This window comes from Streptomyces sp. NPDC030021 (assembly GCF_055574035.1).
The window spans coordinates 17,022-31,136 of sequence record NZ_JBVIAH010000032.1 but is presented as its reverse complement, the minus strand read 5'-3'; the positions used below and the strand labels follow the sequence as shown (position 1 = coordinate 31,136).

12 protein-coding genes and 1 tRNA gene are annotated in these 14,115 nt (G+C 68.0%); 7 read left to right on the top strand and 6 right to left on the bottom strand.

Annotation, left to right across the window (positions count from 1 at the left end):
- Positions 1 to 84: 84 nt before the first annotated feature.
- Complete coding sequence (locus tag ACZ4YL_RS38445) at positions 85 to 918, bottom strand: hypothetical protein (protein WP_468122925.1); 834 nt, start codon at positions 916 to 918, stop codon at positions 85 to 87.
- Between the two features lie 291 nt (positions 919 to 1,209).
- On the opposite strand from ACZ4YL_RS38445, the gene ACZ4YL_RS38440 reads away from it, so the two are divergent.
- Complete coding sequence (locus ACZ4YL_RS38440) at positions 1,210 to 2,124, top strand: Yip1 family protein (protein ID WP_468122923.1); 915 nt, start codon at positions 1,210 to 1,212, stop codon at positions 2,122 to 2,124.
- Between the two features lie 94 nt (positions 2,125 to 2,218).
- On the opposite strand, the gene ACZ4YL_RS38435 is transcribed toward ACZ4YL_RS38440, so the two are convergent.
- Both ACZ4YL_RS38435 and dcd read right to left on the bottom strand, forming a co-directional pair.
- Positions 2,219 to 2,716, bottom strand: coding sequence for a phosphoribosyltransferase (locus ACZ4YL_RS38435; protein ID WP_030009869.1), 498 nt, complete (start codon positions 2,714 to 2,716; stop codon positions 2,219 to 2,221).
- On the bottom strand, positions 2,713 to 3,300 hold the full coding sequence (dcd, locus tag ACZ4YL_RS38430) for a dCTP deaminase (RefSeq protein WP_030009868.1): 588 nt from the start codon (positions 3,298 to 3,300) through the stop codon (positions 2,713 to 2,715). Before dcd ends, ACZ4YL_RS38435 begins: the two co-directional genes overlap by 4 nt.
- A 460-nt stretch (positions 3,301 to 3,760) precedes the next feature.
- Between dcd and ACZ4YL_RS38425 the strand changes: the two genes are divergently transcribed.
- The 5 genes from ACZ4YL_RS38425 (at position 3,761) to ACZ4YL_RS38405 (ending at position 7,356) form a co-directional block, all read left to right on the top strand.
- Positions 3,761 to 3,831, top strand: a tRNA-Gly gene (locus ACZ4YL_RS38425).
- A 240-nt stretch (positions 3,832 to 4,071) separates the two neighbouring features.
- Positions 4,072 to 4,338, top strand: a complete 267-nt coding sequence (locus ACZ4YL_RS38420) for a hypothetical protein (RefSeq protein ID WP_468122921.1) — start codon at positions 4,072 to 4,074, stop codon at positions 4,336 to 4,338.
- A gap of 554 nt (positions 4,339 to 4,892) precedes the next feature.
- Positions 4,893 to 5,378 carry a hypothetical protein gene (locus ACZ4YL_RS38415; protein WP_468122920.1) on the top strand — a complete coding sequence of 162 codons (486 nt, stop codon included), beginning with the start codon at positions 4,893 to 4,895 and terminating at the stop codon, positions 5,376 to 5,378.
- Positions 5,379 to 5,532: 154 nt separating this feature from the next.
- Positions 5,533 to 6,846 (top strand): Dyp-type peroxidase, encoded by a 1,314-nt coding sequence (locus ACZ4YL_RS38410; RefSeq protein ID WP_468122918.1) that lies wholly within the window; start codon positions 5,533 to 5,535, stop codon positions 6,844 to 6,846.
- A gap of 60 nt (positions 6,847 to 6,906) precedes the next feature.
- Positions 6,907 to 7,356: a hypothetical protein gene (locus ACZ4YL_RS38405; RefSeq protein ID WP_468122916.1), complete on the top strand. Its 450-nt coding sequence runs from the start codon at positions 6,907 to 6,909 to the stop codon at positions 7,354 to 7,356.
- 477 nt (positions 7,357 to 7,833) lie between these two features.
- Here ACZ4YL_RS38405 and ACZ4YL_RS38400 read toward each other — a convergent pair whose 3' ends face one another.
- The 3 genes from ACZ4YL_RS38400 to ACZ4YL_RS38390 are packed head-to-tail and all read right to left on the bottom strand — an operon-like array spanning position 7,834 to position 11,880.
- A complete protein-coding gene (locus tag ACZ4YL_RS38400; protein WP_468122914.1) occupies positions 7,834 to 8,523 on the bottom strand; it encodes a response regulator in 690 nt (229 codons plus the stop codon).
- Positions 8,520 to 9,701 (bottom strand): sensor histidine kinase, encoded by a 1,182-nt coding sequence (locus ACZ4YL_RS38395; RefSeq protein WP_468122912.1) that lies wholly within the window; start codon positions 9,699 to 9,701, stop codon positions 8,520 to 8,522. The genes ACZ4YL_RS38400 and ACZ4YL_RS38395 overlap by 4 nt, the downstream gene beginning before the upstream one ends.
- 16 nt (positions 9,702 to 9,717) lie before the next feature.
- Complete coding sequence (locus ACZ4YL_RS38390; protein ID WP_468122911.1) at positions 9,718 to 11,880, bottom strand: MMPL family transporter; 2,163 nt, start codon at positions 11,878 to 11,880, stop codon at positions 9,718 to 9,720.
- 1,839 nt (positions 11,881 to 13,719) lie between these two features.
- Here ACZ4YL_RS38390 and ACZ4YL_RS38385 point away from each other — a divergent pair.
- Positions 13,720 to 13,923, top strand: a complete 204-nt coding sequence (locus tag ACZ4YL_RS38385) for a cold-shock protein (RefSeq protein WP_030647895.1) — start codon at positions 13,720 to 13,722, stop codon at positions 13,921 to 13,923.
- Positions 13,924 to 14,115: the final 192 nt, after the last annotated feature.

The window sequence follows — 14,115 nt, the reverse complement described above, 5'->3', positions numbered from 1 at the left end:
AGGACGCAGGACACCCGCAGCGCCGGAACGGCCGGTCCCCCACCCGGGGGACCGGCCGTTCCGTCGTACGGGGACGGGAGGGGCTCAGCCCTGGCCGCTCAGCATGGCGAAGCCCAGCCCGGACGCACCCGCCGCGGCCGTGCCGCCGCCCGAGGCGACCAGCCTCGGGGCGTCGGGCCCCGCCGGGTCGACCGTGCACTTCTCGATCAGCCTGGCGTCGAAGTCGTACACCCAGCTGTCCCCGCCGCCCTTGCCGTCGATGACGACGAACTTCACGCGCTTGCCGTCCTGGACCAGCTTGTACGTCCAGCCGTCGTGGTGGACGCTCGGACGCCGCAGGTCGATCGTGGCGAGGGCGCGGCCCCTCGGCGTGGAGATCTCGACGCGCTTGCCGTTCGGGCCGTCCGCGAGCTTGGCGATCCGCCCGTCGGGCATGCTGATCCGCACCGAGCTCTCCTTCCTGATCTCCTTCTCGGGCGCGGGCTTCGGCTTCGGCTTCGGCTTCGGCTTCGGCTTCGGCTTCGGCTTCGGCGCGCCGTCCATCCAGGAGGTGACGGTGCCGTTCGGCTGGAGCACGACGTGCAGGCCGTTGTTCTGCCCGTATGAGGCGGCGCCGCCCTTGCCGACCAGCGTGTCCAGCTTCGTGGAGCCCGCGAAGATGTCCGCCTCGAAGTAACTGCCGCCGATCTTGTAGACCTTGGCGACGGACCCGTCCGCCAGCTTCACGGTCGTGACGTACGCGCGGACGACGCTCGGGGCCGGCTTGACGGACGGCCGCACGGACGGGTCCGCCGACGGCCGGGGCTCCGGTACGGCCTGCGAGTCCGCGAAGGCGGACCCGACCGGGAGGGCCAGGACGGTGGCCGCGCCGGCGACGACGGCGGCGCTGCGGAGGGTGGTTCGGCGGGTGTTGCGCATGGTGTGAGCTCTTCTCGTGTCTCGTATCTCGTGCTCGTTCGTGCTCGTTCGTCCTGCGTGGTGGCGACGAGTACGAAGCTACGGACCCGATATGTGGTTATTCCGTCGAGAACGTAACGGAACGCCGCAGAACACAACGCAGCCTTGTAAATCGGACACGCGGCATGATCGGACACGGGGTGGGGACAGCCCCTCCGGGATCCCCTAAGGGATGTCACAGGTCAGCCGCAAAGGGTGGCTGTTCCGGCTGCCCGTCCACCGATGCTCGCCGGACCAGGTACGTTCGATCACGTGGCTGGATTCAGGATCGGACGCGGCAGGGACAACAACCGCTCTCCGCAACAACCCCCGCAGCAGCAGCAGTCGTACGGTCAGCAGCAGCAACCGCCGCCGTACGGCCAGCCGCCCTACCCTCCCGTCGGCGGCCCGCCACCGCAGCAGCAGTGGCCGCAGCCGGGCGCGGGAGGTCACGGCGAGCCGGAGTACTTCGACCCGTACGGGCAGCAGCAGCCGCACGCGCAGCAGCCCCCGTACGGCCACGGAGGCCACGGGGGCGGGGGCTACAACGACAACCCGGGGCACACCCAGGTCTTCGCCGTCGGCGAGGACCCGTACGGCCAGGGCGCGACCTACCAGGCGGGCGCGGCCTCGGCGGTGCCGTCCGGGCCGCGGCTGCCGTGGAAGGAACTGCTCCGCGGCATCGTGACGCGGCCGGGGCAGACCTTCCTGCAGATGCGCGACTACGCCGTCTGGGGTCCCGCGCTGATCGTGACCTTCCTCTACGGGCTGCTCGCGGTCTTCGGCCTCGACGACGCCCGCGAGGACGTCATCAACGCGACCGTGCCGAAGGCCGTCCCGATCGTCCTGTCCGCCGGCGTGGCCTTCGTCATCTGCGGCCTGGTCCTGGGCGCGGTCACGCACACCCTGGCCCGCCAGCTGGGCGGCGACGGCTCGTGGCAGCCGACGGTGGGCCTGTCGATGCTGGTCATGTCCATCACGGACGCGCCGCGCCTGCTGTTCGCCGTGTTCCTCGGCGGCGACAACATGGTCGTACAGGTGCTGGGCTGGGCCACGTGGGTCGCGGCCGGAGCCCTGTTCACCTCGCTGATCAGCAAGTCGCACGACCTGCCGTGGGCGAAGGCCCTGGGCGCGTCCTCGATCCAGCTGGTCGCGCTGCTGTCGATCATCAAGCTGGGCACGATCTAGCCCGGCCCCGCACACGCACCCGCACACGAAAGGGCCCGCCGCGCACTCTCCGCGCGGCGGGCCCTCTGCATGCTGTCGGCCAGGTCGAGGCGGCCTAGGCGTCGAGGACCTGGCCCTCACGCTTGACGACGGGCGGCTCGACCGACCAGGGGAAGTTGATCCACTCGTCGGTCTTCTTCCACACGTACTCGCACTTCACGAGGGAGTGGGACTTCTCGTAGACGACGGCGGAGCGCACCTCGGCGACGTGGCCCAGGCAGAAGTCGTGGACGAGCTTCAGCGTCTTGCCGGTGTCGGCCACGTCATCGGCGATGAGGACCTTCTTGTCGGTGAAGTCGATCGCCTCGGGCACGGGGGCCAGCATGACCGGCATCTCCAGCGTGGTGCCGACGCCGGTGTAGAACTCCACGTTCACCAGGTGGATGTTCTTGCAGTCGAGCGCGTACGCCAGGCCGCCGGCGACGAACACCCCGCCGCGGGCGATGCTCAGGATGATGTCGGGCTCGTAGCCGTCGTCGGCGATCGTCTGCGCCAGCTCGCGCACGGCGCGCCCGAAACCGTCGTAGGTCAGGTTCTCGCGTACGTCGCTCATGCCTCGTGCCTCACCTGAGTGCGGTGGAAGTTCTGGAAGGAGCGCGAGGCGGTCGGCCCGCGCTGCCCCTGGTACCTGGACCCGTAGCGCTCGCTGCCGTACGGGAACTCGGCAGGCGAGCTGAGCCGGAACATGCACAGCTGCCCGATCTTCATGCCCGGCCAGAGCTTGATCGGCAGGGTGGCGAGGTTCGACAGCTCCAGGGTCACGTGACCCGAGAACCCGGGGTCGATGAACCCGGCGGTCGAGTGCGTCACCAGGCCGAGGCGGCCCAGGCTGGACTTCCCCTCCAGTCTGGAGGCGATGTCGTCGGGCAGCGAGATGACCTCGTACGTCGAGGCGAGGACGAATTCACCGGGGTGGAGGATGAACGCCTCGTCGCCCTCCGGCTCGACCATCCGGGTCAGGTCCGCCTGCTCGATCGCCGGATCGATGTGGGCGTAGCGGTGGTTCTCGAACACCCGGAAAAACCGGTCGAGACGTACATCGATGCTGGAGGGCTGCACCATCGATTCCTCGAACGGGTCGATGCGAACCCGTCCGCTGTCGATCTCGGCCCGGATGTCTTTATCAGAGAGAAGCACGTCCCGAGGATACGCAGAGCGCGCGGGCCACCCCCAATCGAGAGCGACGACCCGCGCGCCCGCCCCGGCGACTACCGCTTCGCGCCACCCACGGGCACGGCGTGCCGCAACCGCGCACACCGCGGACACCGCAGCAGCCGCCCGGGCCCGATCCGGCCGGCACCGAGGTGCTGCAGCGGGAAGGAGGCGGTACTGAAAACGTGCCCTTCGGCACAACGGACGACGGTGTGCTCCATCGAGTCCCTTTCCCCAACGAGCCGTACTACGACGAATCGCCACATTAGGGGATGATCGGCACCCACTCCAGCCGCCGCTCCGCACCCACACGGTACGCCCCAACTCCCGCGCCCACACGCCCCGGTGTACGCCACACATGACAACGACCCCGCGGCAAATTCACCGGGGGTCGATCATGAGGTAGAGTGAGCGAAGCCAGGGATCCAGGCAACTGGCCCGCTGTGCGGATGTAGTTTAATGGTAGAACATGAGCTTCCCAAGCTTATAGCGCGGGTTCGATTCCCGTCATCCGCTCTTGAGAGAAGGCCCAGGTCAGCGACCTGGGCCTTCTTCGTTGTCCAGACCTATCGAGGCCCGCGTGCCATTCGCGTGCCATAACTGCCCTAACGGGGCGTCAGATTGCTGTCGCGCCCCTGTGGGGATCACCTCACCCGGGCGGTCCGGCCCGAGGCGGCCATCGGCAAGCCGGCAGCCGCGGGCGGAGACTCCTAAGCCGCGCACTACTCCCCCGGCCGCTGGGCGCACGAATCCGGCATGATCCTCTCCCGCCTCGGCGACCTCGACGCCGCGGAGGAACACCTCCACCTCGCCCTTGACATCCACGGCCTAGACCGCCGCCGCACCCGCGCCATCGTCCTCGCCGACCTCGGCGGCGTCCGCCTGCGCCAAGGCGACGTCGACGGCATCCGCTCCGTCAAGGTCCAGGCCGCCCTCCAGGACATGCGCGTACGCCTGCGCCGATACAGCGGAGTCCCGGAGGCCCAGGAGCTCCGCGAAAGGGCAGCCCGCATCGCCGACTGAGGGGTGGGACTCACCGCCCCAGGTACTCCTACTCCTCTGTGATGGTCTGCTCACACCCACGGAGCCGCGGTGACAACCCAGCCCACGAACGCCCACCGGTCACCGACCGACACCTGCTCTCCACCCAGGCATACGGCACCAGCCGGCACCTGACGGCCCGCCAGTCCCTGCACCAATGGCAGACCCAGCGGCACGGCCTTCCCGGGTTGGTCGTGGAGGAGCTGGCCGGTGCACGCGGAGCCATCGCAACTCCCCCGCTCGATCGGAGTCCCGTACTTCGCGATGAAGACGAGACCGCAACCGTCCTGCCGCAGCTCGCTTTCGGCCTTGGCACACCTGCTCATCTTCCTCCTCTCGCCGTACAATGGTGTGGCAATCACGAAGCCTCGTCACCAACCGCGAGACAGGCGTCGTGCTTGGGCCGGACTGTATGCCTGAGTTCGCATACGAATTCGCTTCTCTCTCGCTTAGGTTGGCGGCAATCGGCGCCGGTCGGCCAAGGTCGGCCTGGACGATTTGAGCGACTCCAACCGTGTTGATCAGCAGGAGAAGCCATGGCTACACAACAGGCAGAGGCCACGCAAGCATCCGCGGCGCCTTCCACGACGGCGTTCCTCCTCATAGCCAAGATCAAGCCGGGACAGGCGGACGCGCTTCGCGAAGCAGTGGACGCGAACGCCAAGAACATTGAGGACCCGACTGGTTCGCTTGCGCAGGTCGGCACTGTGCATTTCGTGCGCGTTGCGATCATCAACGATGACACCTTCCTTTTCGCCAGCCATTTCGACGGCGACATCGAGCCCTACCTCGACGATTTCTACACTGTCACTCTCGGCGGAGTGGGATTTGATGCAGTCTTGCGCTACTGCGAAGACTGGCCGGGGCCGAATGACCGTGAGGGGTTCATAGAATTTTGGAAGTCTCACAGGGTCCCGGACCTTCTCACGTACGCCCGTTTCCCCGGAGTGACCTGCCCAGAAATCGAAAAAGCGCTGCGCATCCGGACCAACATGGAGGCCGTACTGGAGGACTTCCAGTAGCCGACGGCAACCGACGAAAGCTCGTTGCGGAGCGCCTCTTGTGTTTCTGAACAAGAGGCACGCCGGGAGGAGTGTGGCCGCGGGCTTCTTCGAACCGTATGCCCCCTCACCCATTGCCGTGTGGACTCAGACTGCCGAGCGAGGCGTTCGTTCCGTGTTGAAGAATACGTCATTCGTCCTTGAGCTCGACGAAATCCAGGGCTTGCTGCTGGGGTCGGTTCCCATGCCCTGCGGTCAATACTTCTTCCTCACATTCCGTCACCCTGACCAAGCGCGAGCATTCCTCACGCGGGTCGTTGACAAGGTGTGCTCGGCCGAGCCGGTGATCGGGCTGCCCATGTCGCGTGTCCACCTGGCACTCACGTGCAACGGGTTGCGCACGCTGGGCGTCGATGAGGCATCGCTCCAGAGTTTTCCCGAAGCGTTCCGGGTAGGCATGCCAGCCCGTGCAGAAGAACTTGGCGACCATGGAGAAAGCCATCCCGATCACTGGGTTGGCGGCCTGGCAAGCTCCGATCTCCATGCACTGCTGCTCCTCTTCGGCGCAGACCTCACCGAACGCGCTCAGCAGATCGAGAAAATCCACTCGCTTATAGCGTCAACCGGCGTCCGCATCCTGTCCGAACTCGATGTCGCGCTACCGGAGACAAGGCGCGAGCACTTCGGTTATCAGGACGGTATCTCCAGGATTTATGTCGAGGGAACCGGAATCGAGCCACCACCCGGCTGCGGTCCTGCCGTCAAGCCCGGCGAGTTCGTGCTCGGCTATCCCGACGAAACCAGCTCCATTCCATCCCTCCCGCAGCCGGAATGGCTCAGCCGCAATGGCAGCTTCCTCGCCTATCGAAGACTCTACGAGGATGTCATCGCCTTCCGGGAATTCCTGGGGCGCCACGCTGCCACGCGTGACGAGCAGGAACTACTGGCCGCTAAGTTGCTGGGACGCTGGCGCAGTGGTGCCCCACTGGTGTTGGCGCCCCACCACGATGACCCGGAGCTGGTCGCGGATCCGGAACGCAACAACAACTTCAACTACGGGCAGATGGACCCGCAGGGACTCGCCTGCCCCATCGGCGCCCACATCCGACGCGTCAACCCGCGAGACACGATCGGCAACATCCAGCGGCGACGGCTGATCCGCTGGGGACTCCCGTACGGACCGCTGCTCCCAGAAGGCTCACCCGACGACGGAATGGATCGCGGGCTTGCGCTCTTCTTCGGCTGCGCAGATCTCGAGCGGCAGTTCGAGTTTGTACAGAAGGAATGGATCAACGCCCCCAAGTTTCTTGGCCTGGACCACGACAAAGATCCGATCGCGGGCGATCACGACGGCACCTACAACATGACCGTCCAGAAAAAGCCGATCAGGAAAACACTGCGTGGCCTGCCCCGGTTCACCCGAGTGAGAGGAGGGGCGTACGCCTTCTTGCCCGGCCTGCAAGCACTTCGCTCGCTCGCCGAAGGCTAACCGGCGATCCACCCAGCTCACTGCCCTCGCAACGACTCCAGTACAACCCTGGAGGCCCACATGCTGATCGCACTGCTCGCCGTGCTCGGCGTCGACCTCATCGTCATCGTCTTCTACGCAGTGGTTGTGTACGGCCGAAAACGCTGGGTGACAAAGCAACCCGGCGCTTTCCGCGGAGCCATCCGGGTCGCAAGCGGGGAGATCGACGGCCTGCGACCCAAGTGGAGCCGGGGTTACGGACGCTGGGTCCGTGACATCCTCATCTGGAGCAAGCGCCCGTTCCTTTTCCGCAACACACTTGTCCCCGTCGACGGACTGGATCAGCAACGACCAGCCCGCCAAGATGAAATAAAACGGCTCGGCAAGCAACCCACCGTCATCCGGCTCAAAGCAGACGACGCCATCGCCGAGGTAGCAGCCAAGGAAGAAGACGCGGCGCTGCTCCTGGGCCCGTATCGGCAGCCCTTGGACCCCGATGCTCGACACCCTGCCGCGCCCACCACCACATGACTATGCGCAGCATCCCCAAAAATAGCGTTCGCTTCGTCGGTGGATCGACACTCGTGTACACCGAACCCTGACCCGTGCCAGGCGTTGCTGTCCCTCGCTCGCCCATGCCTCGTGGGCAGCGGAGGAGGACCGTGCCGGAACAACGCTGCCATGCGTCGTGCCGGAAACGCCGTCAGCACCCCGCCGGCCGCTCATGAGCAAGTAGATAACGTGCCACAACGTGCCAGTAGGGGCGGTAAACAGCGGACAACAACGGGTCCGACGAGGCAGTCAGAGCGGAGCCTTTGGCGAACATTTTCGCAGGTTAGAAGCTATGTGCACTCGCAAGTGCCGAGTGATTCCCAAGCTTATAGCGCGGGTTCGATTCCCTTCATCCGCTCTTGAGAGAAGGCCCAGGTCAGCGACCTGGGCCTTCTTCGTTGTCCAGAGCTGTTCGGGAGCCGCGCATCACCGCCTGTGCACCACCCGCCATCGCGCTCAGTCTCCGGGAACGACGAGCCCCGACTCGTACGCCACGATCACGAGCTGCGCCCGGTCGCGTATCCCCAACTTCCCCATGATCCGGCTCACATGGGTCTTCGCCGTGAGGGGGCTCAGGGCCAGCGCGTCGGCGATCTCGGTGTTGTTGAGGCCCCGGGCCACGAGGGTGAGGACTTCCCGTTCCCGCACGGAGAGCGGGTCGAGGGCGGCGGGGGTCGGGGCGGAGCTGGGGGTGCGCAGGACCCGGGCGATCAGTCGGGCCGTCGGGCCCGGTGAAAGGAGCGACTCGCCGCCGGCCACCGTACGGATGGCGGCCAGGAGTTCGGCCGGCCTGGTGTCCTTCACCAGGAAGCCGGAGGCCCCGGAGCGCAGCGCTTCGACGACGTTCTCGTCGGTGTCGTACGTCGTGAGGACCAGGACCTTCACCCCGGCCAGGTCTTCGGCGGAGGCGATGAGCCGGGTCGCCTCGATGCCGTCGGTGCCCGGCATCCTGATGTCCATGACGACCACGTCGGCCCGCTCGGAGTGGGCGAGTTCCACGGCTTCGCGCCCGTTGCCCGCCTGTCCGACGACCGCCATGTCGGGAGCCGATTCGATGAGCATCGCGAAGGCAGACCGTACGAGTGTCTGGTCGTCGGCGAGCAGCACCCGGATGACGCGGTCGTGCCCGACGGGTGGCGTGGTCACGCGGATGCCTCCAGGGAACGGGGTGGGAGCGGCAGGCTCGCCGCGACTTCGAAGCCACCGCCGGAGCGGGGGCCCGTCCGTACGGTGCCGCCTACGCTGCGGGCCCGCTCGCCCATGCCGACGATGCCGAAACCCGGAGCGGTGGAGTCCGCTCCCGGGCCGCGGCCGTCGTCGCTGACGGTGATGCGGAGGGAGCCGCCGGCCGCCGCCACACGGACCCGGACGGTGGCGCCGGGACCCGCGTGGCGGACCGCGTTGGTCAGCGACTCCTGGACGATGCGGTAGGCGGCGGCCCCCACGGCCGGCGGGACATGGGCCCCGTCGGTGTCCAGGGTCAGTTCCGCCTCGGCCCCACGGACCAGATCGGGCAGCCCCGCGAGGTCCGGCAGCGGCCCGCGCTCGTCGGCGCGGAGCACGGTCAAGGTGGTGCGGAGCTCCGCGCGTGCCTCGCGGCAGGTGTCGGCGATGGAGTCCAGCGCCTCGGCAACCGCCGCCCGGTCGAGCCGGTCGGGGTCGACGGCGAGGACATGGGCGGCGACCGAGGTGCGGACACCGATCAGGGTGATGCTGTGGGCCAGCAGGTCGTGCAGGTCGCGGGCGATGCGCAGACGCTCCTCCGCGATCTTGCGGTCGGCGTCCTGTCCGGCCCGGGCGCGCTCCTCGGCCAGGTACCTGCGGTAGTTGCGCACGGCGACGCCGAGCACGAGGGCCGCCACCAGCCAGCCGGAGGTGCGCAGTACGTCCAGGGCGCGGTGGACGCCGTTGGACGACATGGCGGTCACCGCGAAGCCCACGACGCACGCGCCGGCCGTCACCGTCCGGCGGACGGTGCCGGTGGCGGCCACGGTGTACAGGGCGAGCATGCCGGCCGGCACGGGGGCGGCGTGGGCGTTGTCGAGCAGTTGGTACGGGGCGATGCAGGCGACGACCGCGACCAGCACCCCGAGCGGGTGGCGCCGCCGCCACGCCAGGAGCAAGGCCGAGCAGGCGAGCAGGGCCCACCCGAGCCCGTCCGGTCGCATCGCGGTGTCGGCGTACGCCACCGCCCCGCAGAGCAGGGCGACACCAGCCGCGATCATCGCGTCGTTCCGCGTCGGGTGCGCGGCCGCCAGAGGGTCCTGGTGCAGTACGCGCAGTACGCGCTCGGCCGCGCTCGGGGGGTCGGTCACTTCTGCCACCCGGACATCGTCGCTCTCATCGCCGGCCGCCGACCAGTTCCAGTGCGGGTCCGGAAACCGGGGCCGAGGTACCAGAAGGCCGGCCCGGCCACCACACCCTGCGGCCGAGCAACACACTGGCGCTGGTCACCAAGTACGTGCGGACCAGGAAAGTGTCCAAGATCACCCCGATCGCGACGACCATGCCCATCTCCACGAACATCACCAGCGGCAGCGAGGCGAGCACCGCGAAGGTCGCCGCCAGGACGATCCCGGCCGAGGCGATCACCCCGCCGGTGGTACGGAGCGCGATCAGCGCGGCTTGCCTCGGCTCGGCGCCGCCCCGGGTCTCCTCGCGGGTGCGGTGCATCAGGAAGATGCCGTAGTCGACGCCGAGGGCGACCAGGAAGACGAAGGTCAGCAACGGCAGCCCCGGGTCGACGCCGGTGAAGCCCAGCACCGGGCCGAAGACCAGTCCGCCGATGCCCAGCGCCGCGCCCCACACCAGCACGACGGCGGCGACCAGGAGCAGCGGGGCGATCAGGCTGCGCAGCAACAGGGTGAGGACGAGCAGCACCGCGGCGAGGACCAGGGGGATGACGATCAGGCGGTCGTGGGAGTTGGTGGTGGCCAGGTCGAGTTGCCGGGCGCTCGCGCCGCCCACGTGCGCGCCGTCGAGTTCGGCCCGCAGCCGTTCGATGACGGCGGTCTCCCCCGCAGACTCCGGCGCGGACTCGGCGGTGACGGCGATCTCGGTCCAGCCGCCGCCGCTGCGGCCCCGCTCGGCACTCGCGACGCCTTCGACGGACCTGGCTCCGGCGAGCATCCGGTCGGCGGCTTCGGTGGGCGCCATGACCTCGATGGGCCGGCTGCTACGGTCCGGGAAGGCCTTGGCCAGCGTTCCCATGGCGGCGATCGACTCGGGCTTGCTGGTGAAGCTGTCCTCCCTCTTGAGCACCCCGGGCAGGTTGAGCACACCGAGCGCCAGCGCACCCAGCAGCACGACTCCTGTCACGAGCACGGCGACCGGCCGCTTGCCCGCCGAACTCCCCATCGCGGCGAAGACGTTCGGTCCGCGCTGCTTGGGTTCGCTGCCGTACGCGGGGATCAACGGCCAGAACACGCGCCGTCCGAGCAGCACCAGGACCGCCGGCAGCAGCGTCATCATCGCGATCAGCGCGCACAGCACGCCCACCGCTCCCACCGGGCCGAGGCCACGGATGTTGTTGAGGTCGGCGGCGAGCAGACAGGCCAACCCGGCCACGACGGTCCCACAGGAGGCCAGCACGGCCGGCCCGCAACCGCGCAGCGCGGTGCGCATCGCATCGTACGGAAGCGGGGTACGGCGCAGCTCGTCACGGTAGCGGGCGACGAGCAGCAATGCGTAGTCCGTGCCGGCGCCGAACACCAAGACCGTCATGATCCCGGCGCTCTGGCTGGTCACGGTGAGTCCGAAGCCGGAGGCGAGCCCGTACACGGCGGCCCGCGCGCAGACGGCCCCCGCCCCGACCACCACCAGCGGCACCAGCCAGAGCACCGGGCTGCGGTAGGTGAGGATCAGGAGCAGGGCCACCACCAGGCCGGTCGCCAGCATCAGCGTCCCGTCGATGGAGCCGAACACCTCCTTGGCATCGACTTCGACGGCGCTGTCGCCGCCGACCCACGCGGTCAGCCCGGCGGCGCCGCGCGCGTGAGCCCGGACATCCTCGACGAAGGCCTTCTTCGCGGCGTCGTCCGAGCCGGGCGCGGCCGTGGACACCGCGTACATGAGAGTGGTGCCGTCTCCGGATGGAACGCCGGGTCCTCGGAGGGTCGCGCCGAAGTCCCGGGGATCCTTCGACGTGGCGAGCAGGGCGGGGGACTTGGCGGAACCGGGATCCGTGGTGCCCGCCGGGACCGTGACGCCCGCGATCTGCCGTTCGGCGGTGTCCCGGTCGGCGGCGGTCAGCCCGCCGTCGCGGTGGTAGACGAGCAGCACGCCGGTCGCCTCGCCGCCGGGCAGCTTCTCCTGGAGCCTGGCCACCTGTGTCGAGTCGGCGCCCGACGGCAGATAGTCCGCCGTCCGGTCACGCTGTACGTCCGCGAGCCTGCCCGCGAACGACCCGGCGACGGCGATCACGATCACCCACAGCGCCAGTACGCCCCACGGAACCACCTTGCGGTATCTACCTGTTCGCGCCGTACATCCTGTCTGCCCCATCTCGGGCCCCTCCGCATGGACTCGGACCGGTGGCCCCGATGGCCCGCCCGGTTGCATCCAGCGTTCCGTCTTCGACGCACCGTTCCGTCGCACCGACGCAGGAGATCGCCCCTACTCCCCCGGGTGTCCCGGACTTTCCCGTACTCCCCCGGGAGTAACGCTGCGCGCCGTCGGCGGGGAGGGGGGCCTACCCCTGCGGCGGTGAGCCGGCCGCGCCGGTGAACGTGGCCGAGCGGGAGGCGTTCGACTCCGTTGCCGTCGAGGGCGTGCCCCAACCGTGCCCTTCAGAGCGGTGGCCAGCGGTCACCGCTGGCGCCAGGCGAGCCCTCGGACGGCGAATCCGACAGGCGAAACACCAGGTCAGGACCCCATGCGGCGCGATGGTGGCATTGATTCCCAAGCTTATAGCGCGGGTTCGATTCCCGTCATCCGCTCTTGAACGAAGGCCCAGGTCACAGACCTGGGCCTTCTTCATTGTCTAGACCTCTCAGCCCCTGCCGTGCCCCCTGCGTGCCCCAACTGGCGGAAATGCCCTGCTCGGAGGGCCCTTCACGCACCACTTGCACCACACGGGCCCCGCCGATCTCGGACCACGAGACGCATTCTCGATGACCTGCGTCACACGACCACCCCCGCCGCGTGAATTCGCTTTCCCAAAGGGGCGGTTGGCCGGAAGGGTCGGCGCAGACCTGCGGCGGGACTACCTAGTCCTCTTTCCCGGCCAACACGCGATCGGCGGCGTAGTGCGGGCAGGAAGGGAGATGCCACGTCACCGTCACCCGGCGCCGGTCGGCGGCGATGGTACGGGCCTGCCCAGTGGCTGGGCAGGCCGAACAGTGCGGGCACACGAAGGTTTCGAACTTCAACTCAGCCATCACCTCCGCCACCCTTCCCCGCCAACGGTGCTCGCGACGAGAGTGCCACGCCTCTCAGCGGGACAGGCTTCACACACCGGTCTCCACTGATGCGAGTCTCGGAGAAAGCTGCGCACCGGGACTCGGGGGCTTATGGTCCAGCCGCGCCGGCGAGATGGTCCTGGAGATCACCATTCAGCCGATCATCTCGTCAGGAGGTTCCCGCGGGTGCCGATGGATGAAGGCAGTGACCCTGAGCAGGAGACTCCGGCGGAGCGGCCGGGCAGGGATGGTCCTGCCGTTCACGTGTGGGCCACGGCCGGCCCACCATGCCTTCCCGCCGAGGCGGCCGCCACGGTCGAGGCCATCGTGCAGGCTGTGGGCCACGGCGATGAGGTACGTATCCGGATCCTGTTGGCAGCCCTGGTCGACATCGCCGACACCGAGGTTCTCCTCCACCTTCGAGAGCGGCTCCGCGAACGACCGCAGTGATGGTCAGGCGCTGTGGAACAGACGTGTAGCGAGTGTGGGGGCTGGTCACGCCGCCTCGCCGTGAGCGCCCCCGAGACCGCCATGGAGCACCTGCGAGCTGCTGATCCCATCGGGAGGGCGCTGCGGACCCACCCCGCAGGCTCACGTTCCGATGGACCGCACGTCGCAGCTGGCGGACACCCTTGCTCCCGAAACGCTGCACTCGGGGGGAATCAATATCTATCCCCGCGGTCAGAGAGTTTAATGGACCCCGCAGGGAGAGTTTTTCCGCGCCGCACACGATGGAGATATTTCACGCACACCAACCGCTGCGGCATGCTACTGTCGATCTCGGTTGCAGTTTTGGTACCCAAAAACTTCAAGTGCTCCAGTCGGTCTTCGCGCCACTTTCGAGCACTTCATATTTCCGGTAGTTATCCGGCGGGGCATCATCGCGGCGACACGGTGTCCGTACAGTGCGGACGCTGGTGTACTGCCCCAAAGGAGATATGACATGGCATCTGGCACCGTGAAGTGGTTCAACGCGGCAAAGGGCTTCGGCTTCATCGAGCAGGACGGTGGCGGCGACGACGTCTTCGCCCACTTCTCGAACATCGCAGCCCAGGGCTTCCGCGAGCTGCTGGAAGGCCAGAAGGTCACCTTCGACATCGCGCAGGGCCAGAAGGGCCCGACGGCCGAGAACATCGTTCCCGCCTGACGCTGACGCGCATTTCGTAGCTGGGGCCCGCATCCCTCGGGGTGCGGGCCCCAGCTGCACACATTTCCCGCAGTGGTGTCACCTGCGGGACGAAACATTCAGGGTTACGTCCTCCGCGGATCTTCAACCCCACTCGACTTTTCTGAATTTCGCGTCCGCATGACGCCAGCCCATCTCAGCGCCTGCGACCGT

Excerpts from the sequence above, each read along its gene's own strand:
- ACZ4YL_RS38405 (WP_468122916.1), top strand. The coding sequence starts at position 6,907 with ATGCTGATCGCACTGCTCGCCGTGCTCGGCGTCGACCTCATCGTCATC.
- ACZ4YL_RS38435 (WP_030009869.1), bottom strand. The coding sequence starts at position 2,716 with ATGAGCGACGTACGCGAGAACCTGACCTACGACGGTTTCGGGCGCGCC.
- ACZ4YL_RS38420 (WP_468122921.1), top strand. The coding sequence starts at position 4,072 with ATGATCCTCTCCCGCCTCGGCGACCTCGACGCCGCGGAGGAACACCTC.
- ACZ4YL_RS38445 (WP_468122925.1), bottom strand. The coding sequence starts at position 918 with ATGCGCAACACCCGCCGAACCACCCTCCGCAGCGCCGCCGTCGTCGCC.
- ACZ4YL_RS38385 (WP_030647895.1), top strand. The coding sequence starts at position 13,720 with ATGGCATCTGGCACCGTGAAGTGGTTCAACGCGGCAAAGGGCTTCGGC.
- ACZ4YL_RS38390 (WP_468122911.1), bottom strand. The coding sequence starts at position 11,880 with ATGGGGCAGACAGGATGTACGGCGCGAACAGGTAGATACCGCAAGGTG.
- ACZ4YL_RS38415 (WP_468122920.1), top strand. The coding sequence starts at position 4,893 with ATGGCTACACAACAGGCAGAGGCCACGCAAGCATCCGCGGCGCCTTCC.